This is a genomic window from Aquamicrobium terrae (assembly GCF_052978165.1).
In genome coordinates this window covers 248,932-272,321 of sequence record NZ_JBRKLZ010000001.1, presented here as the reverse complement: position 1 = coordinate 272,321, position 23,390 = coordinate 248,932, and the positions used below count along the sequence as shown (strand labels likewise).

At 63.5% G+C, this 23,390-nt stretch carries 12 protein-coding genes; 4 read left to right on the top strand and 8 right to left on the bottom strand.

Going from position 1 to position 23,390, the window contains the following annotated elements; genetic code table 11:
* Positions 1-243 precede the first annotated feature (243 nt).
* Positions 244-1,620 (top strand): ISNCY family transposase, encoded by a 1,377-nt coding sequence (locus ACVCNR_RS01490; protein WP_447073557.1) that lies wholly within the window; start codon positions 244-246, stop codon positions 1,618-1,620.
* 344 nt (positions 1,621-1,964) lie between these two features.
* The gene (locus ACVCNR_RS01485) at positions 1,965-3,341 is read left to right on the top strand and encodes an ISNCY family transposase (protein WP_447073557.1); all 1,377 of its coding nucleotides are present in this window, start codon (positions 1,965-1,967) and stop codon (positions 3,339-3,341) included.
* Positions 3,342-3,611: 270 nt separating this feature from the next.
* Here the strand turns inward: ACVCNR_RS01485 and ACVCNR_RS01480 are convergent, their stop codons facing one another.
* The 5 genes from ACVCNR_RS01480 to ACVCNR_RS01460 all read right to left on the bottom strand — a co-directional run bounded on the left by ACVCNR_RS01480 (position 3,612) and on the right by ACVCNR_RS01460 (position 16,491).
* Complete coding sequence (locus tag ACVCNR_RS01480) at positions 3,612-4,301, bottom strand: D-lyxose/D-mannose family sugar isomerase (RefSeq protein WP_447073556.1); 690 nt, start codon at positions 4,299-4,301, stop codon at positions 3,612-3,614.
* A 43-nt stretch (positions 4,302-4,344) separates the two neighbouring features.
* The gene (locus ACVCNR_RS01475; protein ID WP_354195628.1) at positions 4,345-5,097 is read right to left on the bottom strand and encodes a heme ABC transporter permease; all 753 of its coding nucleotides are present in this window, start codon (positions 5,095-5,097) and stop codon (positions 4,345-4,347) included.
* 60 nt (positions 5,098-5,157) lie between these two features.
* Positions 5,158-6,939 carry a glucan ABC transporter ATP-binding protein/ permease gene (locus ACVCNR_RS01470; protein ID WP_354195630.1) on the bottom strand — a complete coding sequence of 594 codons (1,782 nt, stop codon included), beginning with the start codon at positions 6,937-6,939 and terminating at the stop codon, positions 5,158-5,160.
* A 274-nt stretch (positions 6,940-7,213) separates the two neighbouring features.
* On the bottom strand, positions 7,214-15,805 hold the full coding sequence (locus ACVCNR_RS01465; protein ID WP_447073554.1) for a glycoside hydrolase family 94 protein: 8,592 nt from the start codon (positions 15,803-15,805) through the stop codon (positions 7,214-7,216).
* Positions 15,806-16,149: 344 nt separating this feature from the next.
* Positions 16,150-16,491 (bottom strand): RidA family protein, encoded by a 342-nt coding sequence (locus tag ACVCNR_RS01460; protein WP_447073552.1) that lies wholly within the window; start codon positions 16,489-16,491, stop codon positions 16,150-16,152.
* A gap of 214 nt (positions 16,492-16,705) precedes the next feature.
* Here ACVCNR_RS01460 and ACVCNR_RS01455 point away from each other — a divergent pair, with 214 nt between their 5' ends.
* Positions 16,706-17,044 (top strand): protein tyrosine phosphatase family protein, encoded by a 339-nt coding sequence (locus tag ACVCNR_RS01455; protein ID WP_354195636.1) that lies wholly within the window; start codon positions 16,706-16,708, stop codon positions 17,042-17,044.
* A gap of 12 nt (positions 17,045-17,056) precedes the next feature.
* On the opposite strand, the gene ACVCNR_RS01450 is transcribed toward ACVCNR_RS01455, so the two are convergent.
* The 3 genes from ACVCNR_RS01450 to ACVCNR_RS01440 form a co-directional block, all read right to left on the bottom strand.
* Positions 17,057-19,105: an oxidoreductase gene (locus tag ACVCNR_RS01450; protein ID WP_447073551.1), complete on the bottom strand. Its 2,049-nt coding sequence runs from the start codon at positions 19,103-19,105 to the stop codon at positions 17,057-17,059.
* Positions 19,106-19,266: 161 nt separating this feature from the next.
* Positions 19,267-19,740: a DUF3828 domain-containing protein gene (locus tag ACVCNR_RS01445; RefSeq protein ID WP_447073549.1), complete on the bottom strand. Its 474-nt coding sequence runs from the start codon at positions 19,738-19,740 to the stop codon at positions 19,267-19,269.
* A 25-nt stretch (positions 19,741-19,765) separates the two neighbouring features.
* Positions 19,766-21,334: a trimethylamine methyltransferase family protein gene (locus ACVCNR_RS01440; protein WP_447073548.1), complete on the bottom strand. Its 1,569-nt coding sequence runs from the start codon at positions 21,332-21,334 to the stop codon at positions 19,766-19,768.
* Positions 21,335-21,542: 208 nt separating this feature from the next.
* Here ACVCNR_RS01440 and mutL point away from each other — a divergent pair, with 208 nt between their 5' ends.
* Entirely contained in the window at positions 21,543-23,378 is a 1,836-nt protein-coding gene (gene mutL / locus ACVCNR_RS01435) for a DNA mismatch repair endonuclease MutL (RefSeq protein WP_447073547.1), read from the top strand.
* Positions 23,379-23,390 lie beyond the last annotated feature (12 nt).

Here is a 23,390-nt window from a genome sequence, read left to right as displayed (position 1 = left end):
GGTCGCGTCCGAAAATCTTGATGTTGGAATAGAGCCGCAACGTCTCAACGGATCGGCAATGGCGGGGCCATCTGGCAAAGGGCCGCTTCCCGTCCTGGCTGTGGCGGCGTTGGTTCCATAATCTATCTTATGCGACTTTGATGTATTGCCGCAAAATAGAAATGTCCTGTTTCTGCAAAGTTGGAATGTCGCTCCTGCCCTTGAGGTGCCAGTGTTCACTTCGATGGCATGGGAGGCTGCAGATTGGGACTGATATTGATGAGCGAGCGCGAGCTGCAGCGTATCGAGGTGCTGTCGAAGGTTTTGGAGCGGCGCATGACGGTTGTCTCGGCCGCGCATGTCCTGGATATGACGACGCGTCAGGTGCAGCGTCTGCTGAAGGCGTTCCGGGCCGAAGGCGCCGCCGCACTTCGGCACAAGGCACGAGGACGACCATCGAACCATCGATATGACGCTGGCGTCGGCGAACTGGCGGTTCAGTTGGTTCGGGAACATTATCTCGACTTCGGGCCAACCTTTGCGGCCGAGAAGCTGGCAGCGAACCACGGCCTGGTCGTGTCGCGAGAGACATTGCGCAAATGGATGGCTGAAGCCGGAATCTGGCTGTCCCGAAAGCAACGCAGGACGTTCCATCAGCCCAGATTACGTCGAGAGTCATATGGCGAACTGGTGCAGATCGACGGCAGCGATCATCGCTGGTTCGAGGAGCGGGGCGATCCATGCACCCTGCTCGTCTTCATCGACGACGCGACCAGCACGCTCCAGCAGCTTCGCTTTGTGAAGTCGGAGAGCACCTTCAGCTACTTCGAGGCGCTCGAACTCTATCTGAAGGCGCATGGCTGTCCGGTGGCGTTCTATTCCGACAAGCACACGGTGTTCCGCGTTCCCAAGAAGGACGCCAAGGCCGGCCGTGGTATGACGCAGTTCGGCCGTGCTCTGGCGGAACTCAACATCGAGATCCTATGCGCAAATTCTAGCCAGGCCAAAGGCCGGGTCGAAAGGGTCAATCGCACGCTGCAGGACCGCCTCGTGAAAGAACTGCGTCTCGCCGGCATATCGGATATGGCGGCTGCCAATGCGTTCTTGCCGGCGTTCACGACCGACTTCAACGAGAGGTTTGCCAAGGTCCCTGCCCGACCGGACAACTTGCATCGCGCATTGAATGTTGCGCCGGATCGGCTGCGTGACGTGCTGTGCAAGCGGGAGCAGCGTTATGTCGGCCGGCAATTGTCGTTTTCATATGAACGGCGACAGATCATGCTGGAGCAGAACGAGCTTTCGCGCGGGCTGGTCGGCAAGTACGTCGATATCTACGAGTTTGCAGACGGCCGCGTCGACGTTCGCTGGAAGGCGTGTTCCCTGCCCTATACGATTTTCGACAAGGAGCAGCGTGTAACCCACACGGCGATCACCGAGAACAAGCGGCTTGGCGAAGTGCTGACCTGGATCAAGGCTCAGCAGGACGAGGCGCGGCCTCCGCCGAAGATCAAGACCAACAGCGAGCAGACCGGCTACAAGAAGCGCGGAACAAAACCGGGGCGCAGGACGGATTTCATAAACGATCCTGCTATCATCGCACGACGACAACAGGCACTGGCCAGGTTGGCCGCGGCCGAGTGAGCGGCTCTCAAAGCCAAAGCCAAAGCCAAAGCCAAAGCCAAAGCCAAAGCCGAGGCGCCGACGTGAGCGCCCGATCGAGCTGCGCAACCCCGACCAGCTATCGCCCGATCGGACGCTCACGTCGGCGCGAGGAAACGCCTCACTGTCGCATTTCTAACTTGCCGCGCCCTGCCTTCCCAAGCGTGGGAGGCGACATTTCTATTTTGCACAACCCGCGACATTTCTACATCGCCGCCACATGATGTATTGCCGCAAAATAGAAATGTCCTGTTTCTGCAAAGTTGGAATGTCGCTCCTGCCCTTGAGGTGCCAGTGTTCACTTCGATGGCATGGGAGGCTGCAGATTGGGACTGATATTGATGAGCGAGCGCGAGCTGCAGCGTATCGAGGTGCTGTCGAAGGTTTTGGAGCGGCGCATGACGGTTGTCTCGGCCGCGCATGTCCTGGATATGACGACGCGTCAGGTGCAGCGTCTGCTGAAGGCGTTCCGGGCCGAAGGCGCCGCCGCACTTCGGCACAAGGCACGAGGACGACCATCGAACCATCGATATGACGCTGGCGTCGGCGAACTGGCGGTTCAGTTGGTTCGGGAACATTATCTCGACTTCGGGCCAACCTTTGCGGCCGAGAAGCTGGCAGCGAACCACGGCCTGGTCGTGTCGCGAGAGACATTGCGCAAATGGATGGCTGAAGCCGGAATCTGGCTGTCCCGAAAGCAACGCAGGACGTTCCATCAGCCCAGATTACGTCGAGAGTCATATGGCGAACTGGTGCAGATCGACGGCAGCGATCATCGCTGGTTCGAGGAGCGGGGCGATCCATGCACCCTGCTCGTCTTCATCGACGACGCGACCAGCACGCTCCAGCAGCTTCGCTTTGTGAAGTCGGAGAGCACCTTCAGCTACTTCGAGGCGCTCGAACTCTATCTGAAGGCGCATGGCTGTCCGGTGGCGTTCTATTCCGACAAGCACACGGTGTTCCGCGTTCCCAAGAAGGACGCCAAGGCCGGCCGTGGTATGACGCAGTTCGGCCGTGCTCTGGCGGAACTCAACATCGAGATCCTATGCGCAAATTCTAGCCAGGCCAAAGGCCGGGTCGAAAGGGTCAATCGCACGCTGCAGGACCGCCTCGTGAAAGAACTGCGTCTCGCCGGCATATCGGATATGGCGGCTGCCAATGCGTTCTTGCCGGCGTTCACGACCGACTTCAACGAGAGGTTTGCCAAGGTCCCTGCCCGACCGGACAACTTGCATCGCGCATTGAATGTTGCGCCGGATCGGCTGCGTGACGTGCTGTGCAAGCGGGAGCAGCGTTATGTCGGCCGGCAATTGTCGTTTTCATATGAACGGCGACAGATCATGCTGGAGCAGAACGAGCTTTCGCGCGGGCTGGTCGGCAAGTACGTCGATATCTACGAGTTTGCAGACGGCCGCGTCGACGTTCGCTGGAAGGCGTGTTCCCTGCCCTATACGATTTTCGACAAGGAGCAGCGTGTAACCCACACGGCGATCACCGAGAACAAGCGGCTTGGCGAAGTGCTGACCTGGATCAAGGCTCAGCAGGACGAGGCGCGGCCTCCGCCGAAGATCAAGACCAACAGCGAGCAGACCGGCTACAAGAAGCGCGGAACAAAACCGGGGCGCAGGACGGATTTCATAAACGATCCTGCTATCATCGCACGACGACAACAGGCACTGGCCAGGTTGGCCGCGGCCGAGTGAGCGGCTCTCAAAGCCAAAGCCAAAGCCAAAGCCAAAGCCAAAGCCGAGGCGCCGACGTGAGCGCCCGATCGAGCTGCGCAACCCCGACCAGCTATCGCCCGATCGGACGCTCACGTCGGCGCGAGGAAACGCCTCACTGTCGCATTTCTAACTTGCCGCGCCCTGCCTTCCCAAGCGTGGGAGGCGACATTTCTATTTTGCACAACCCGCGACATTTCTACATCGCCGCCACATGATGTGCTGCTGGGCGCACCCACCTTGAAGCGCGGTCTACGCCGCGAGCCACCGCTCATAATCCGACACCAGCAGATGCACCGGCGCTACGTCTTCCTCAATATCCGAAAAGCGGCCGATCGGGTCGCGGAAGATGTTGTCGGTAAGATCGTCGTTCACGGTCGAGACCTCGCCGATCAGCACATCGCCGCCTTCGCCCCAGAAGGCGTGCCAGACGCCCGGCAGAAGCGTGACGCTTTCGCCGGGATCGAGTTTCAGCAGGCCACCGGCCGGAAGCTTGCGGATGGTGCCGTCGATGGGAACCGAAACCTCGGCGTCGGGATCGATGCCGCCGCCCTCCTCGGGCATGAACAGTTCCAGCACCAACTTGCCGCCGCCACGGTTGATGATGTCCTCGGCCTTGATGACATGGCGGTGCATCGGCGAAAGCTGGTCCTTGCGCGAGATCATGATCTTCTCGGCATAGAGCATGCCGGCGCCCTTCTTCATGTCCTCGAAGCGGCCGTTGCGCACGGTGAACAGGAACAGGCCGAGTTCATCGAACCTGCCCTGGCCGTAGTCCGTGATATCCCAACCCAGCCGGGCGTCGAAAATGCCGGCGGAATCGGCACGCCGGTCCTGCATGTCCTGCGGCGACCAGTAAGCGAAAGGCGGCAATATGTAGCCGAAGGAGCGGATGAAGGCGTCGGCTTCGCGGATGATTTCGTTGACTTGCGAGCGCTTCATCATGCCTTCCTCTCACAATAGGCGGGCCATGTCCCTGCCCAGCTCAGCGTTCGCCACGCGCCGCCAGCTTGCGCATCGAAGCGATGCGCCGGCGGCTGATTTCGGTGCGCATCGCCATCATATGCAGGGCGAAGAACAGCAGCGTGAAGCCGATGGCCATGACCAGCAGCGGCCTGAGCAGGCTGCCGTCGATGGTCGGGCCGTCGAGGCGGAACACGGAGGCCGGCTGGTGCAGCGTGTTCCACCAGTCGACCGAAAACTTGATGATCGGAATGTTGACGAAGCCGATCAGCGTGATGATCGCGGCCGCCCATGCGGACTTGCTCGTGTCTTCCAGCGCACGGGTCAGCGCGATGATGCCGAGATACATCAGGAACAGCACGAAGACGGACGTGAGCCGCGCATCCCACACCCACCACGTGCCCCACATCGGCTTACCCCATATCGAGCCGGTGACGAGCGCCAGCGCCGTAAAACAGGCGCCGATGGGCGCCGCGGACTTCAATGCCACGTCGGCAAGCGGATGACGCCAGACCAGCGTGCCCAATGCCGACGTCGCCATCAGCGCATAGCACATCATCGATAGCCAGGCGAACGGCACATGGATGTACATGATGCGTACGGTCGTGCCCTGCTGATAGTCCTCGGGGGCCGCGAAGCTCAGGTAGAGGCCGGCGGCCAGAAACAGGCAGGCCGCACCCGTCAGCCATGGAATGGCCCTGTCGGCGAAGCCGACGAAGCGCGTGGGATTGGCAAGGTCCATCCAGTTGGACAGGCGGGTGCGAGAAGCGGTCATGACAAGCTACATAGTCCCGGCTGCTGCCGTGGGCAACAGCCGGAAGGACGCATGCCGATGTCAGGCCGCGGCATCCTCCTGCACGGCGGAGATGCGGGAAAGACGACGCACTTCCTCGTCGTTGAGCAGCCCGCCGGCACGCAACAGCGCCGCAAAGCGACCGTTGCGCAGGGAGAGTTCGGCGAAGCCACCCATTTCGACCACCCTGCCCTTGTCCATGAACACGACCAGATCGGCGTCGCGCACGGTGGTCAGGCGGTGGGCGATGATGAAGGTGGTGCGGCCGCGACGCAGTTCGTCGATGGCCTGCTTCACCCGCTCCTCGGTCTCGACGTCGAGCGCGCTGGTCGCCTCGTCGAGAACAAGGATCGGCGCGTTCTTCAGCACTGCACGGGCGATGGCGATACGCTGGCGTTCGCCGCCCGAAAGCTGCCCGCCGCGCTCGCCGACGATGGTGTCGTAGCCTTCGCCCTTGGAGAGGATGAAGTCCTGTGCGGCGGCGGCGAGCGCTGCCTCATGGATTTCCTCATAGGTGGCGTCGGCGCAGCCGATGCGGATATTCTCCTCGATCGAGCGATTGAGAAGGCCCGCATCCTGGAACACGGTGGCAATGCAGTTGCGCAGCGAACGGGCGGTGACGGTGCGCGTATCGATGCCGTCGACGAGGATGCGCCCGCGCTGCGGCGTGAACACGCGCTGCAACAGGTTGATGAGCGTGGTCTTGCCGGCGCCGGTCGGTCCGACGATGGCCACGGTCTGCCCGGCAGCCACCTCGAAGGAAACATCGTCAAGGCCCTGCCCCGAATTCGGGAACTCGAAGCCGACATTCTCGAAGCGGATATGGCCGGTGACCTTGCCGATCTCGCGGAGGCCCGCAGGTTCCCGCACCTCGAGGGCCGAGTCCTCCATGCGGTAGAACTCCTCGAGCTTGGCCCGGGCTTCCGAGATCTGGTTGACGAAGGCGGAAACCTGGTCGAGGCGGGCGATCAGCAGCGTCGCGAAACCGGTGAAGGCAATGACGTCGCCGATGCGCAACTGGCCATGCATGACAAGGTAGGAACCGATCAGCAGCACTACCATCATCGAGATGGTGGAGGACAGCCGGTGCAGGGCACTCGCCAGCGCCCACCAGTCGAGCACCGGATACTGCGCATCCAGCAGGTCGCTGACGAAGCGCTTCAGCGCCGCGGTTTCATGGCCGATGCGGTTGTAGCTCTGCAGCACGGCAACGTTGCTGACGGAGTCCGACACGTGTGCGAACACCTGGTGGTAGTGGCGTTCGACGCTGGCCTGCCCTTCCCGCGTCTTGCGCATCACCAGCCTGCCGATGATGAAATAGAGCGCGCCCAGCACCAGCAGCACCATCGACATGCGCAGGTCGAGGGTCAGCGCGGTGGGGATGAGCAGCATCAGCGCCACAGCGGTGGAAAGATGCTGGCGCATGAATTCCAGCCACAGCGTGAACAACGTCTCGACGGCACGCAGCAGCGTGTGCAGCGAATTGGAGGTGCCGCGCATGTGATGCCAGGCCAGCGGCATGTTGATGATGCGCTCGAAGGACTGCGAGAGCACGTCGCCGCGCAGCCTGTGGGCGAAACGATCCGCGCCGCGCGCCACCAGCACGAAAGCGATGATGTTGAAAACGCCCAGCCCCGCCCAGAAGACGAGCGACGGCACCACGTTGACGCGATCGGAAATGGCGTCGATGACCCGGCCGAACATGATCGGCTCAAGGATGGCGACAATGGCCAGGGTGACGTTGGCGCCGCAAATCAGGGCAACCCGCTTCTTGTCGGCGGCAAGATAGCCGAGCGCTCTCCAGTAGACTTGTAGAAGGGACACTCGTTTACTCCGCTAAACAGTTCATTGTGCAATGCACCATTTCTGGAAACGTATTAAACGATGCGTGCCAGAACAATGCTCCCTTACCGCTTCAGTTCCCGTTTCGCGAACAAAACATAGCTACGGAAAGTAATCTGCCGTGATCAGCTAACGGTTTGAGTTGAAAGGTAAAATGACCGCCATAAGGCGAAATTGCGGCAATCCGCGAAGGGACTGCCGCAATTTTAGCGGGAAATCAGGGGGAACGGGCGCAATGCCTCCCGATCGCCATTCTTCAGGTGGTTTTGACGGCACCCAGCCGGCTAACCGTTTTGGCGGCCGGTAACGTCAAAATTACTTCTGCCTGGCCTTCGTCCAGCGGGAAGGAATTTCCCTTGAGCTTTTTGCCGTTCACTTCAAGCACCGGCGCGGCAGCGGTCGTGCTGCGCTGCACCCGAATGGTCTGGCGCCCGCCGCCCAGCGCAAGCGTGGCCGTATAGCCCTCCCAATGCGAGGGTATGCGCGGATTGACCTCGACGACGCCGCCTCGCCTGCGGATGCCGAGGATCGCCTCGACCGCTGCCCGGTAAAGCCAGCCGGCGGAACCGGTGTACCATGTCCACCCGCCGCGCCCGGCCTTGTCGGCCCCATAGACATCGGCCGCCACGACATAGGGTTCGACACGGTAGTGCTCCGCGGCAGCCTCGTCCGGCGCATGGTTGACGGGATTGAGCATGGAGAAGCACTGATAGGCTTCATCCATCCGCCCCATCTCGGCAAGCGCGATGACATACCATGTTGCCGCATGGGTGTACTGGCCGCCATTTTCGCGCACGCCCGGCGGATAGCTCTTGATGTAGCCGGGGTTCTTCTCCCACTCGGAGAACGGCGGCGTGAACAGCTTGAGGATCTTGTTCTCCTCATCGACCAGCATTTCGCTGGCGCTGTCCATGGCCGTGCGCGAGCGGGCAGGATCGCCCTCGCCCGACAGCACGCTCCAGGATTGGGCGATGGAATCGATCTTGCATTCCTGCGACTCGCGCGAGCCGAGCGGCGTCCCGTCATCGAAGGTGCCGCGACGATACCACTGGCCGTCCCAGGCGCTGTTCTCCAGCGCCCGTTTCAGCACGGCGGCATGTGCCTGCCAGGCCTCGCTGCGTCCCTTGTCTGCCTGTGCCTTGGCGATCGGCGTGAAATCGCCCAGCGTCTTGAGCAGGAACCAGCCGAGCCATACGCTCTCGCCCCTGCCCTCGTCGCCGACGCTGTTCATGCCGTCGTTCCAGTCGCCGCCGAGGATGAGCGGCAATCCACCCGGACTGCTGCGCTTGACGGCGAGGTCGAGCGCACGGGCGCAATGCTCGTAGAGGGCGACGGATTCGCCACTCTTTTCCGGCAGGAAGAAGGCATCATGCTCGCCCTCGCCGAGCTGCTCGCCCTGAATGAAGGGCAGCTTCTCGTCGAGAATGGCCCGGTCGCCCGTCACGTCGATGTAGTAGGCCACGGCATAGGCCAGCCACACCACGTCGTCGGAGATCAGGGTGCGGACGCCGGCGCCGGTGCGCGGCAGCCACCAGTGCTGCACGTCGCCCTCGGGGAACTGGCGTCCCGCCGCATTGAGGATCTGCGCGCGGGCCAGGCTCGGATCATGGACCAGAAGGGCCAGCGTGTCCTGCAACTGGTCGCGGAAGCCGAAGGCGCCGCTTGCCTGATAGAAGGCCGAGCGCGCGCGGATGCGGCACGCCAGGCTCTGATAGGGCAGCCAGTGATTGACCATGAAGTCGAGCGTCTGGTCCGGCGTTTCCACCTGGATGGTGTCGAGGAAACCGCGCCATGCGGTTTCCGCCGCCGCAAGACGGCTGTCGAAGTCCGCCTCCCGGTGCTTCGCGATCAAGGCCGCCGCCTCGGCCGCGGTTTCGGCATCGCCCAGCAACCAGAGCAGGCTGATCTCGCCGCCCGCCGGCACCTCGATGTCGCGCGCCAGCGCGGCACAGGGATCGTCGCCGGCCTCGACCCGTCCGGACAGGGCTGTGCCCTTGAGCACCGCCTGCGGACGTTCGCTCGAACCGCCCTGCCCGATGAATTCGGCGCGATCCGCACTGACGGAGTCAGGCTGGCGGTCGCTGGCGAGGAACGCCACGCGGCCACCGAAGTCGAGATTGTACGGATTGGTGGCCAGCAATGCGCCGGTCGAGGCATCCTGCGAGGGGACAATCGTGCCTGCCGTGCGGGACCGGTGCGTGCCCAGAACCCATTCCGCATAGGCATAGACCCGCAGCCGCATCGCGTTCGCCCCGGAATTGCGGATGCGCAAGCGCGAAATCTTCACAGGGTCGGCGGGGTCGACCACATGCGCAAGCTCCGTATCCAGCACGCCGCGCCGGGCGCGGAAACTGGAAAAACCCTGCCCGTGAGTGGCCTCATAGGTCACGGCCGGATCGCGCACGACCGCCGCGAGCGGCGAGAAGGCGGCCCCACTGTCGAGATCGTGGATATAGACCCCCTCGCCCGGCCGGTTTGTCACCGGATCGTTCGACCACGGCGTGATCTGGTAGTCGCGGCTGTTGCGGCTCCAGGTGAAGCCAGCCCCTTCGGCCGAAGTATGGAAGCCGAAAGCGTCGTTCGACACCACATTGATCCATGGCTGCGGCGTGACCCTGTGGCCGGTAAGCCGCACGACATAGCGGCGGCCGTCGCCCTCGAAACCGCCGAAGCCGTTCCAGTTGGCCAGTCCCTTTCCATCCGCCGGCTTGTATTTGGCGGGCGCCACCGCCGGCAAGGGCAGCGGCACCGGCGCCTCTTCCCGCGAGGCCGGCGCGGCGGCCGAGCCATTCTGGACCTCGCGCGCCTGCAGGGCCGTGATCTCGGCACGCTCGATCTGGTCGCTGATCGTGCCGTTGCGCGTATGCAGGACCACCCGCGCCGAGGTCAGCAAGGTGCGATAGGTCGGCTCATCCATCAGGTCGCGGCGCACCGCGAAGATATGCTGGCGCGGACCGAGTTCGGAGCCGCGCAGGCGGCTGTTCTCGCACAGATAGTCAATCGCCTGCTGCAGATCCTGCACGTAGGAGGACGACTGCTCGTTGACGATGACCAGATCGGCCGTGAGCCCCCGCGCGCGCATATATTCCTGGTAGCGCAGGCCCTGCGCGACGATTTCGAGGTCGGCCAGATCGTCGATACGGATGGCGAAGATCGGATAGTCGCCCGAAATGCTGGTCGGCCACAGGCTGGACTGCTTGCCAAGCCCGGCGGTGATGGCTTCCGAGGGCAGACGCAGGTTCGGATCGGGATAGATCAGGTAGCGCGCCAGGCTCTGGCCGATGGCAGCATCCGCGAGGCTCAGGCCGAGATGGCGGGTCTGGACCTGTGAGCGGGTCCAGGACAGCATGGCCTGACGGGCAAAGCTTTCGGGATGATCGAGCCGGTTGATCGCGTCATCAAGTTCTTCCCTGTTCGAACCCACGCAGGTCCAGAAAGTGAGCGATATCTTCTTGTTGGCGGGCACGCGTACCCTGCGGCGCAGGGCGGCTATCGGGTCGAGTGTAAACCCGGCGCGGCCTTCAAGCCGCGTGCCTCCCTCCATGGCTGCCGGATCGGCGATGGTGCGTCCGCGCCCGATGAAGGCGCGCCGGTCCGTCTCGGCTTCCGTGTCGCGCGCCAGGCCGGTCGGATCGGTGACGAAATGTACGGCAACGATGTCGACCTCGCGCTCGTCGCGCTTGCGCCGGCGGGCGAAGATAGCGCCGTTGTTGGAGGAAATCTCCGTTTCCACGAACATCTTGGAAAAGGCCGGGTGGGCATTGTCCGAAGCCTCGGGCGCCAACACCAGTTCGGCAAAGGAGGTCACCTCGATATAGCGGTCGCTCGAACCGTCGTTGTGGAGCGTCACGCGGCGGCCCTCGCCGTGCCCTTCCGAGATGACGATGCATTCCACTTCCGAACGCAGCGATTGCACGCTCTTGGCGAAGGTCGCCTTGTCGTCGGAGAAGTAGGTCTGCGTCACCTCCCCTGGCGCCTGCTTCGGCTCGACGGTGGCAGACCACCATTCGCCGGTGTCGACATCGCGCAGGAAGATGTAGGAGCCCATCCGGTCTTCCACCGGGTCGGGTTGCCAGCGGGTTACGGCGAGGTCGCCCCAGCGGCTGTGACCGGAGCCGGTGGCCGTAACCATCACCGAATAACGCCCGTTGGACATCAGGCAGGTGGATCGCAAGGCCGTCGCCGGATCGGGGATGATGCGGGTGTCGAGGCTCTGCGTTTCCTGCTCGTCCAGCAAGGGCCGCTCTTCCGCTTCCGTGCGTACCGTATCGGCGGGGATTTCGCGCGGCGCCTTCTCCTGCAGCAGCAGTTCCGCGGATTCGATCACCGGGTCGGAATGGAAGCGGTCACGCAAACGCCCTTCGAACACGACGTTCGCCACGGCGGCGATGGACATGCCGGAATGGTGTGCATAGTAGTTCAGCACCACGGCATGGTCGGCGCCCTCCGGCACACGTTGCGGGGTGAAGTCCACGGCGTCGTGATAGCCGTAGCGTCCCAGCGCGCCGATGCTCCGCAGCCGCTTCAGGTTCTCCACCGCCTCGCGCGGCATGAACTGCGCCGCCAGAATGGTGGCATAGGGCGCGATCACGAGATTCTGCGCCAGGCCGCGCTTGAGGCCAAGGCCGGGCACGCCGAAATTGGTGTACTGATAGGTCAGTTCGCGGTCGCGGGCATTGTAGGCGGCTTCGGAAATGCCCCATGGCACGTTCCGCTGGCGGCCGTACTGCATCTGGCGCTTGATGACGAGATTGCTGGTCTGGTTGAGCAGGCTGCCCTGCGGCTCCTTCATCACCAGCGGCGGCATCAGATACTCGAACATCGAGCCCGACCACGACATCAGCGCGCCGCGAAAGCCGATCTCCACGATGGGGCGGCCAAGCTTGAACCAGTGCTCGGTCGGCAGGTCGCCCTTGGCGATGCCGAACAGCGAGGTCAGGCGCGCTTCCGACGCCAGAAGGTCGTAACAGCTTTCGTCAAGCTGATGCTCCTCCGCGCGATAGCCGATGGAGAGCAGCTTGCGCTCATGGCGCATCAGGAAGGAGAAGTCCATCTCGAAGGCGAAGCGGCGCGCCCGCTCGCGCAGGCGAAGCAGGCGTCCCCGCAATTCCTCGACGGTGCGGTCGTCGCTGTGCGAATCGTGCACATGCGCCTCGCAGGTCGCCTCCAGCCGCGCAGCCCAGTCGACCACCACATCCGAACGGCCGGAGCCGACTTCCGCGTGGATAGCCGCCGCCAGCTTTCTGATCTCGCCGGCCAGCACCGACAGGTTGATGGTGCGGATGGACGCCATCTCGGGCTGTTCCTTGATGGTGTGCACCGCGCGGCGCATGCCATCCAGGCGGTCGGCCAGCCGTTGGCGCAGCGGGCGCAACTGGCGGCGGTCGTCCGGCAATTCGTCAAGGCTTTCATCGAGAATGGCGACAACGTCGAGCACGCCTTCAAAATCGCCATGGAGATGCACCGACGGCGCTTCCGCCCATTCGGCACAAGTTGCCGCGACCGTCACCAGATGGCCGGCGAGATTGCCGCTGTCGACGGCCGAAATGTAAAGCGGATGCAGCGGCTTCAGCGTCTTGGTGTCGTACCAGTTGTACAGGTGCCCGCGTTCGCGCGGCATGTTCTCGATGGTCGACAGCGTTACCTCGATGCGCGAGACGGCATCGGCCATGCTGATCCAGCCGAAATCGCGCGCCGATACCACGGACAGAAGATAGACGCCGATATTGGTCGGCGAACTGCGCGGCGCCACAACCGGTGCCGGACTTTCCTGGAAATTGTCCGGTGGCAGGTGATGATGTTCCTCGGTGACGAAGCTTTCGAAATAATGCCATGTGCGCCGGGCCGCGATACGCAGCGCGTACAAGTCGCTGGGCGCCAGGTGCAGCCGATCCTCGGTTTCGGCCGAGCGGCTGATAACCCAGGCGAAGGCCGGCGAGCCGACCCAGAACAGGGCGAAGAAGAAGGCGACGAACGCGCCGGTCGAATCGTTGAAGACCGGAATGGCCAGGCCGGCAACGCCGATGATGACGGCCCCGTACATGGCTGAATAATAGGAGCCGAGGTCATTCGCCCCGCCCTTGTGAGCCTGCGAGGCGGTGCGCCATTCGAGCAGGTTCTTGCGGGAGACGAAAAGCCGGTAGAGCGTGCGGATGATGGCATCGGTCATCATCCAAGCGGAATGCGCCATCAGCACCATGCGCAGCGCCACCATGGCCGTGCCGAAGGCGATGTCGCGCGCCAGGGCCGAGAAGTGGCCGCGCGGCGTGGAGTCCCGGCTCTTCGGCCACATGCCGTTGACGATGTTGAAGGTCGGCGCCATGAACAGGGTGAGGATCAGCAGCGCCTGCCATTGCGCGGCCTGGGTGAAAGGCAGCAACGTCCATCCGGCAATCGCCGCCATCACCCAGAAGATGGGCGTCAGCGTGCGGCGCAGATTGTCCACCATCTTCCAGCGCGACAGGGCCGGCACCCCCGACAGGGGGTTGATGATGAAGTTGAGAAGCTGCCAGTCGCCGCGTGCCCAGCGGTGCTGGCGCGAGGCATCGACCGAGTAGCGGGTCGGATAGTCTTCCACCAGTTCGACATCGGTGACGAGGGCCGAGCGTGCGAAGGAGCCTTCCACCAGATCGTGGCTGAGAATGGTGTTTTCCTCGAAGCGATCCCGCAGAGCCGCCTCGAACGCATCGATGTGGTAGAGGCCCTTGCCGGTGAAGGTGCCGGCGCCGAACACGTCCTGATAAAGATCGGACACAGCGAAAACATAGGGATCGAGGCCACGATCCGTCGAGAACACGCGCTGGAAGAACGAGGCCTCGTCGCCCGTGGTCAGCGAGGGCGTAATGCGCGGTTGCAGGATCGTGTAGCCGGCATTGACCTTCTTGCTGGCCGCATCGAAATGCGGGCGATTGAGCGGATGGGCGAGCTTGCCGATCAGCTTGGCCACGGCATCGCGCGTGGTGCGGGTGTCGGCATCCAGCGTCATCACGTAGACGACGTTCTCCGGCAGCGGGGCATCCGGCGGCATGAAAGTGGTGTCGCCGTCGCCGCGCAGCAGCAGGTTCAGTTCGTGCAGCTTGCCGCGCTTGCGCTCCCAACCCATCCAGACGCCTTGCGAGGGGTTGTAGAGCCGCCGCCGGTGCAGGAGATGAAAGCGCGGCGTGCCCGTCGTCGGGTAGCGCTGGTTGAGACGAGCGATTTCGGCGCGGGCGAAATCGAGGATTTCCATATCGGCCTGGTCAAGCTCCGCATGGCTGTCGGGCCAGTCGGAGAGAAGCGCGAAATAAAGCTCGTCCGAGACATTGGCGAGGTGGTGCACTTCGATATTGCGGATGTTCTCCTCGACATCGTCGCGCGACCCTATCAACGACGGCACCACGACGAGGGTGCGCGCTTCGGTAGGTATGTCGTCCTTGTAGTCATAACCGACGAGACGTGTCGGCTTGAGGAACAGAAGCACCACCGTGTTGAAGAAACCGAGCATGCCCTCGCTTGCCGGCACCGCGAACAGCACCAGCATCAGCACGATGGCCCACACCGGCAGGCCGAGCACGGCGAGCGCGTTGCCGCTCAGATAAAGCAGCAGCGCGGTGAGCGCGAACACGGGAACGAAGATGCCCAGCCAACCCGCCTTGCGGAAGGATCGCTTCAGCGACAGGCCGAAAGGCGGGTGATAGCCGATTTCCTTTTCCAGCACCTCGCGGCAGGCGCCGACGAGATAGAAACCGACATCGGAAGGCTCTCCGCCGGCGTCCGCGCGGCCGACCGACCTGGCCGCCATATCGACCGCAGTCTCGGCCACACTGTATTCTGAGCCGCCGGAGCGCCGCGCCAGTTCCTCGATGGCCGTGCGGTATTGGTCGCGCGAAGAGAAATCGAGCGCGGAATAGTCGGCCTTCTGGCGCAGGACCTCGTCGATGCGGCTGACTTCCTCGAACCAGACTGTCCAGTCGACGTCGTTGATGAGGCGCAGGCCGCGGATGATGTTGCCGGTGGTGACGTTGCCGGCCGAAAGCGTCTGATGCTCGGCCATGATGATCTGCTCGGCGTCCGAATCGGATTTCTCCAACTCGCCTTCCAGCCATTCGAGCGCCCTGCCCGCATTCTGCGATCCGTCACGCAAGCGATAGAGGAGTTGGGTCGCGAAGGTGGTGTCGCGGGCATAGGCGCCGTAACGGCTCAGCATTTCCTCGCGCTCGCCGCCGTCGGCCGAGGCAAGCGCCCGATCCGCGACCTCGTTGGCGATCACGCGCATCTGGCGCGCCCGCTCGACCCGCAGGGCAAGCCGGCGCAAATTCTCGATCAGGACAAAGCGCAGCAGGGACGGCAGGGCCCATATCTCACCGATCTTCATCGGCTCGACGGACTGGAACCCTTCGACGATCGCCTTGAACGTCTGCGCCGAAACGGAGCTGTCCGAATGCGCGACATAGGCCCAAGCGATCGCCAGGGCGCGAGGCACGCTGGTGCCGTCCGGAAGCTTGAGGGTCGGCAACTGGCGGTAGAAGCGGCGCGGCAGGTCGCGCTTGATCTGGTAGATGGTTTCCTCGACCAGATAATTGTTGTCGAGCAGCCATTGCGCGGCTGGCGTAATCGTTTCGCCCTTGGCCTGTGCGGAGTTGGTCGAGCGATAGACCTCCAGTATCCTGGCGGCGCTTTCGCGGATACGGGTCTGGAAATCGAAGGTGCCGAGCCCGGCCAGGCTCTGCGTTTCGCCCTCGGCCATCTGCTTGCCAAGCAGCCGCAGCCTGTCTTCCTGGTAGAACTGAGCCCTTATCGGCAATTCCGCCGCCAGGGGCATGGCAGCGGTTTGGGCTTCAAGGCGATCCGGGCTGATCTGAATATTCATTAAAAATCCACAAGGCGAAAAACGGGCGTGGCATCGGGGAGGCCATTGCAACCATAAACCGTTTTAAATGAGAATGGTTGCATCGCGCGACAGGCCGGGAGTCCTGGCTTCTCCCCTGCCCGCCACTCTGGCTGTTTCCCCCAATCCTAGAAGCGAAGCGCGTCGATCGAAAGGAAAGAATTCAGGCTTTTTCGTGTTCTGGGCGGGGTATGGCGGTTGCCGGCGGCCAACTCCGATAACGCTTTGCAACAGCCCTTAACGAAGAGGCCAAGGCGCGTGAGTCCCTGCAGATTGGAACGATGCCGCGCCCTTCGGACAAGACGGGCGCGGCACCGGCACTCTTGTCAGACAGCGGCGGTGACGATGATCTCCACCTTGTATTTGGGAGCGGCCAGCTTGGCTTCGCCGGTCGCACGGGCCGGAGCGTGTCCCTGCGGCACCCACTCGTCCCACACCTTGTTCATCTCGGCAAAGGTCGACATGTCGGAGAGCCAGATGATCGCCTGAAGGATCTTGGTCTTGTCGGAGCCGACCTCGGCGAGCAGCCTGTCGACGGTGGCCAGAATATCGCGGGTCTGCGCCTTGACGCTTTCACCCTCACCCACCTGACCGGCCAGATAGGCGGTGTTACCATGCACGACGACCTGGCTCATGCGCTGGCCAACTTCGACACGACGAATGCTCATTTTGTCTTCCTTCCTGAAACCTGTCCGCCCTGACTGGGCAGGGCTTGTGTAGATAGAGCATTCCTCCACGGCAAGCCCGGCAGGGAGCGAAGATGAGGGCATGTCGCAAAAACACCGCGATGGCAGTTCCATATCTTGTCTGCGACCTTCAGCTTTGGCATGAAGGGCGCGCCCGCCGCAGGTCATGCGGCTCCCAGTCCTTCCAGAGGTATCCATGGAAATCCGTCAGATCAGCGAAGACTATTCGGTCACCGGCCAGATCGCGCTCGAGGACGTGGCACAGATCAAGGCGGCCGGCATCAAAAGCGTGATCTGCAATCGTCCTGACGGCGAACAGGTGGACCAGCCCACGCAGGATGCGGTGCGCGCGGCCGTCGAGGCAGCGGGCCTGACCTTCCGCTATATTCCGGTCGTGAGCGGCCAGATGACCGCCGACAACGTCGCTGATCAGGCCAAGGCACTGGAGGAGCTTCCGGCTCCGATTCTTGCCTATTGCCGCTCCGGCACCCGCTGCACCAATCTCTTCCTGGCCATCCAGCAGTCGAAGGCCTGACCTCGGCCCGCCTCAGATACGCAGGCCATAGCGCAGGCCGTCATAGATCGCGGCATGTATATTGCGCGAGGCGACGGCGTCGCCGATGCGGAACATGATCAGGCCGCGTTCGCCGTTGCGGACCGGGAAGATATCGCCGCCGTGCACCAGCCGCTCATAATCGATGCCGCCCCGGTTTCGCGACAGCGGCTTGAGGGCGAGATAGAGGTCATCGAGCGGCGCGGTGCCATGTTCCACTACCACCTGATCGACGCACCGCTCGGCGCTCCAGCCGTCGGCGAAATCCGACCCCAGCGTGGCCACGAGCTGGTTGCCCTCGCGCCGCACCGATCTCAGGCGCGTGTTGATGGTCACGGTGACGCCCTTTTCGCGGAAGACGCGCATATAGGGCACATGGTTCATGCCGCCCATTTCCGGCGCGAAGAACCGCTCCGGTGAAACCAGTTCCAGCTTCGAGCCGGCATTGGCGATCACCTCGGCCGTGCCCATGCCCTGATGGCCGCCATTGTCGTCGAACAGCAGCACGGTCTCGCCCGGCTTGACGCTGCCGGCCATGATGTCCCAGCTTGAGGTGACGAGATCGTCGCCGGCCTCAAGAGGCGGATTCTGCGGCAGGCCACCCGTCGCGACCACGACCACATCTGGCGCCAGCGCCAGAACATCGTCCTGCTCCGCCCATGTGTCGTAGCGCATTTCGACGCCCAACCGGTCCAGCTCCGCCAGTCGCCAGTCGACGATGCCGATCAACTCCCTGCGGCGCGGGTTCTGGGCGGCGAGCCTAACCTGGCCGCCGGCTTCGCCCGTGGCTTCCAGAATGGTGACGGAATGACCGCGCTCGGCGGTGACGCGCGCCGCTTCGAGGCCGGCTGGCCCCGCACCGACGACGACGATCTTCTTCAGCGGCCCATCCGTCCTGCGGATGATGTGCGGGATGGCCGCCTCGCGCCCGGTCGCGGCATTGTGGATGCAAAGTGCCTCACCGCCTTCATAGATGCGGTCGAGGCAATAGGTTGCCCCCACACAGGGGCGGATCTCGTGTTCGCGGCCTTCCATCACCTTCTTGACGATGTGCGGATCGGCAATATGAGCCCGCGTCATTCCGACCATATCGAGCTTGCCGGTGGCGATCGCATGGCGCGCGGTGGCGACATCGGCGATGCGTGCCGCATGAAAGGTCGGGAACTTCGTTGCCGCCCTCACCTCTCCGGCGAAATCCAGGTGGGGGGAAGAGCGCATGCCGGTGATGGGGATCACCTTGGTAAGCGCGGCGTCCGTCTCGATGGACCCGCGGATGATGTTGAGGAAATCGATGCGGCCGGACCCCGCCAGCCGCTGGGCGATCTCCACGCCTTCCTCCCGGGAAAGGCCGGTGGCGAAATCCTCGTCGGCCACCAGCCTGATGCCGACGACAAACGCGTTCCCGACCGCCTTGCGGATCGCGTCGAGCACCATGAAGGTAAAGCGCAGCCGGTTTTCGAGCGGCCCGCCGTGCTCGTCCTCGCGATGGTTGGTGGCGGGCGACCAGAACCCGTCCATCAGATGGCCGTAGGCCTCGAGTTCGATGCCATCCAGTCCCGCCGCCTGACAGCGCTGCGCGGCGGCGGCATAGTCCGCCACGATGCGCTCCATGTCCCAGTCCTCGATGGCCTTGGGGAAGGAACGGTGCGCGGGCTCCCGCACCGGTGACGGCGCCAGCACCGGCAGCCAGTCCCCCTTGTTCCAGCCGCTGGTGCGGCGGCCGAGGTGGGTGATCTGGATCATCACCTTGCAGTCATGCTCATGGCAGGCATCGGCCAGTTCGGAGAGCCACGGCACGATGGCGTCGTCATAAAGGTGCAGATTGCCGAAGGCAGGCGGGCTGTCGCGCGAGACGATGGCCGAACCAGCCGTCATGGTCAGCGCCATGCCACCCTTCGCCTTTTCCGCGTGATAAAGGCGATAGCGCTCCTTGGGCATGCCGTCCTCGGAATAGGCCGGCTCGTGGCTGGTGGACATCACGCGGTTCTTCAGCATCAGATGCTTGAGCTGATAGGGCTGGAGCAAGGGGTCCTGGCTGGCCATCGTCTTTCCCGGTATGCGATGCTGGCGGTTCTGTTCGCTAAAGCGTGTCGCGATCTTTCAGATTCGCTCCTTGCGCTTTAAGCGATTGTTTTTACGCATGTCGTTGTCCCGAAACCGGTTCCCACTTCCGGGCGACATGCTTGTGTGCCGGATGCCGGTTCCTATTCGGTCTCTCCGGCGAAGCATTCGAGTGCGCTCAGCCGCCAGCCATTCGTCTTCGACGCAATGTCGGCGACCTTCCAGCGGCCATCGATGTTCTTGAGCGACCACACCATTTCGCGGGAGGCGTCCTCGCTGTCGGCAAACAGGTCGAATGTCGCGGTTACCTCGGCCTGGTCGCCATTGACGGTTTCGGAAAGCTTCAGCGTGCGGGCAAGTTCGGCATCGTCGAAATCCTGCGCGTCCAGTGCCGGATCGGCATCTATGCAGGGCAGACCGTCTGCGCTGGCGAGCGCCGCATCGTTCTGGTCGAACAGCTTTTTCACCGGCTCGACCAGACGGTCACGATAGTCCGGATCGCCCACGAACCGCCCCTGCGTGTAGAAGAACTTCACGGCATCGGATGCCGGGCCGGCCATGGCGGCGGCGGGAACGAGGCTTCCCAGGACGAGGGCAAGCAGCGGCAGTTTCATCATGATCCTCCTGCGATGAACCTGCCTTTCAATACCATGCATCCTCCATAGCGTCCTTGCGGCGCGCCATGAAATCCTGAAGCGCCTCGTCGATCGACTGATCGAGGGGCGGCGCTTCATATTCAGCCAGCATCTTCTTCCAGCGCCGATTGGCACGGGTGGCGGCATCCAGCGAACCTGCCGCTTCCCATTTCTCGAACGGCTCATTGTCGGCGATCTCGGAATCCCAGAAAGCCGTCTCGTAGTTGGCCAGCGTATGGGCGGAGCCGAAGAAGTGATTCCCGGGTCCGACCTCGCGGAAGGCATCGAGCGCCAACTGGTTGTCGTCGATCTTCACGCCGTCGAGATAGGTATGCAGCGCACCGCAGAAATCCGCATCCATGACGAATTTCTCGTAGGACATGGAGAGCAGCCCGTCGAGGAAACCGGCCGAATGCAGGATGAAGTTGGCGCCGCAATGCACTGCCGCCAGCATCGACATGGTGCCCTCGTTCATCGCATGCGCATCCGGCAGCTTGGAGGTGGTGAAGTTGCCGGAACAGCGCAGCGGCAGGTTGAGCCGCCGAGCCAGTTGGCCGATCACCATGGAGCCGACGGCCGGTTCGGGCGTACCGAAGGTGGGGGAGCCCGAGCGCAGGGACATGGAAGACAGGAAATTGCCGAAGATCACCGGCGCGCCCGGCCGTTCGAGCTGGGTGAGCGCGCAGCCGGCCATGGTCTCGGCCAGGGATTGCGCAATCGCCCCGGCGTTGGTCACCGGCCCCATGGCACCGCCGAGGATGAAGGGCACGATCACCGCGGCCTGGTTGGCGCGTGCATAGGCGCGCAGTGCCAGCGTCATGGTACCGTCCCAGACCAGCGGCGAGTTGACGTTGACATTGCCGAGGATCACGCAGTTTTTATCGGCAAAGTCGCGCCCGAACACGATGCGGGCCATCTCGATGGAATCCTCGGCCCGGGATTCGGCGGTGACCGAGCCCATGAAGGCACGGTCGGAATATTTGATATGGCTGTAGACCATGTCGAGATGGCGTTTGTTGACCGGCACATCGACCGGTTCGCAGATCGTGCCGCCCGAATGGTGCAGCCATGGCGAGGACTGGGCGAGCTTGATGAAGTTGCGGAAGTCCTCGATGGTGCCGTAGCGGCGGCCCTTGTCGAGGTCCATGACGAAAGGCGAGCCGTAGGCCGGCGAGAACACGACCTTGTTGCCGCCGATCTGCACCGAGCGCGCGGGATTGCGTGCATGCTGGGTGAATTCCGCTGGCGCCGTCTTCAGCACCTCGCGCAGCAGGCCCGGCTCGAACTTCACCAGCACGCCGTCGACCTTGGCGCCGGCCTTGCGCCACAGATCGAGCGCTACCGGATCGTCGCGAAATTCGATGCCGATTTCGGCCAGGATGCGGTCGGCCGTTTCCTCGATACGGACGAGATTTTCTTCCGACAGGATGTCGTAGGTGGGAATGCCGCGGACGATATAGGGACGGCCGAGCCCTTGCGGCCCATGCGAGCGCTGCTCGCGCCTGGCATGGCGCCCGCCCCTTTCCCGACGCGAAGGTTGACCGCTTGTCTCGGCAACGGCTTCGACAGTACCCATGTCCTCCCCTCCGGATCCGATACGCATTGCACGAATATCATGCTAACTCCGGTCGATCCGGCTGTAACGCCTGAAAATCGTGATTGATCGTATGAGTTTTAATTATGCGACAGGCACCACCCCTCCCCTCGCAGGCGGCATGATTTGGCTGGGGGCGAACGGCACCGGTCGCTTTCTTAGCCCGACAGAATCCGGCTAATGTAGCGCCATGCCGATCCGCCAGCTTTCCGAAACCATGATCAACCAGATCGCCGCCGGCGAGGTGATCGAGCGCCCTGCCTCGGTGGTGAAGGAATTGGTCGAAAATGCGCTGGACGCCGGTGCCGGCCGCATCGAGATCGTCACCGGCGGCGGGGGCCTCAACCTCATCCGCGTGACCGACGACGGCTCGGGCATGAACGCGCAGGAGCTGCCGCTGGCCATCGGCCGCCACTGCACTTCCAAGCTCGCCGACGATATCCACGACATCCGCTCGCTGGGTTTCCGGGGCGAGGCCCTGCCCTCGATCGGTTCGGTGGCGCGGCTTTCCATCCGCTCGCGAGCGCAGGACGGCGACAGCGGGGCAGAGATCGGGGTTGAAGGCGGGCACATTACGCCGGTGCGGCCGGCGCCTGCCAATCGCGGCACCACCGTTGAGGTGCGCGACCTGTTCTTCGCCACGCCGGCCCGGTTGAAGTTCATGAAAACCGAGCGCGCCGAAAGCTCGGCGACCAGCGACATCGTCCGGCGCATCGCCATAGCCTTCCCCTCGGTCCGCTTCACCCTGGCGGGAGCCGACCGCACGACGCTCGACCTGCCGGCGACCGGTGATGCGCCGGACGGGCATCTGGAGCGCATCGCGCAGGTGATGGGGCGGGAGTTCGCCGACAACGCGATCCCCATCGATGCCATGCGCGAAGGCGTCCATCTGCAGGGCTATGTGTCGATCCCCTCCTACACCCGCGCCAACGCGCTCCAGCAATATGCCTATGTCAACGGCCGGCCGGTGCGCGACAAGCTCTTCGCCGGCGCGGTGCGCGGTGCCTATGCCGATGTGCTGCCGCGTGACCGCCATGCCGTGACCGTGCTGTTCCTGACGCTCGATCCGGCCACGGTGGACGTCAATGTGCATCCGGCCAAGGCAGATGTGCGGTTCCGCGAGCCCGGACTGGTGCGCGGGCTCATCGTCGGCGCGATCCGCCAGGCGCTGGCCGATGCCGGCATCCGGGCCGCGACCACCGGGGCGGCCGGGATGATAGCGGCCTTCCGCTCCGCGCCTCCACCATCGGACGGCGGCGGCGCGTCTTTCATTCCCCGGAACGGAACGCCGTTTCGACCGGCGGCGGGTTTCGATCTTCAGGCGTCGCCCTATCGGCCGCTCGTCAACGGGCTTGCCGAAAGCCGGCAAGCCGCTTTCACGCCGATGACAGCAGCCAGCGCGGACATGCGGGCTGGCCAGGCGGAAGCCGACGAGCAATTGCAGCGGACGACCCTCGGCGCCGCGCGAGCGCAGGTGCACGAGAACTATATCGTTGCCCAGACCGGGGATTCGCTGGTCATCGTCGATCAGCATGCAGCCCATGAGCGGCTGGTCTACGAGGCGCTCAAGACGGCCCTGCATTCGCGCCCGGTGCCTTCGCAAATGCTGCTTCTGCCCGAAATCGTGGACCTTCCGGAAGACGATGCCGAGCGTCTCGCCCTGCATGGCGAGACCCTGGCGCACTTCGGCCTGCGGCTCGAACGGTTCGGGCCTGGCGCGGTGGCGGTGCGCGAGACGCCTGCCATGCTTGGCGAAGTCGACGTCCCGCAACTGGTGCGCGACCTGGCCGACGAGATCGCCGACCATGACACCACCGAAACGCTGACCGAACGCCTCCATCACATTGCCGCGACCATGGCCTGCCATGGTTCGGTGCGTTCCGGTCGTCGCCTCAAGCCCGAGGAGATGAATGCGCTGCTGCGGCAGATGGAAGCGACGCCGGGGTCCGGCACCTGCAATCACGGCCGCCCGACTTATATCGAGCTCAAGCTGGCCGACATCGAGCGCCTGTTCGGCCGGCGCTGACCCAAACTTGAC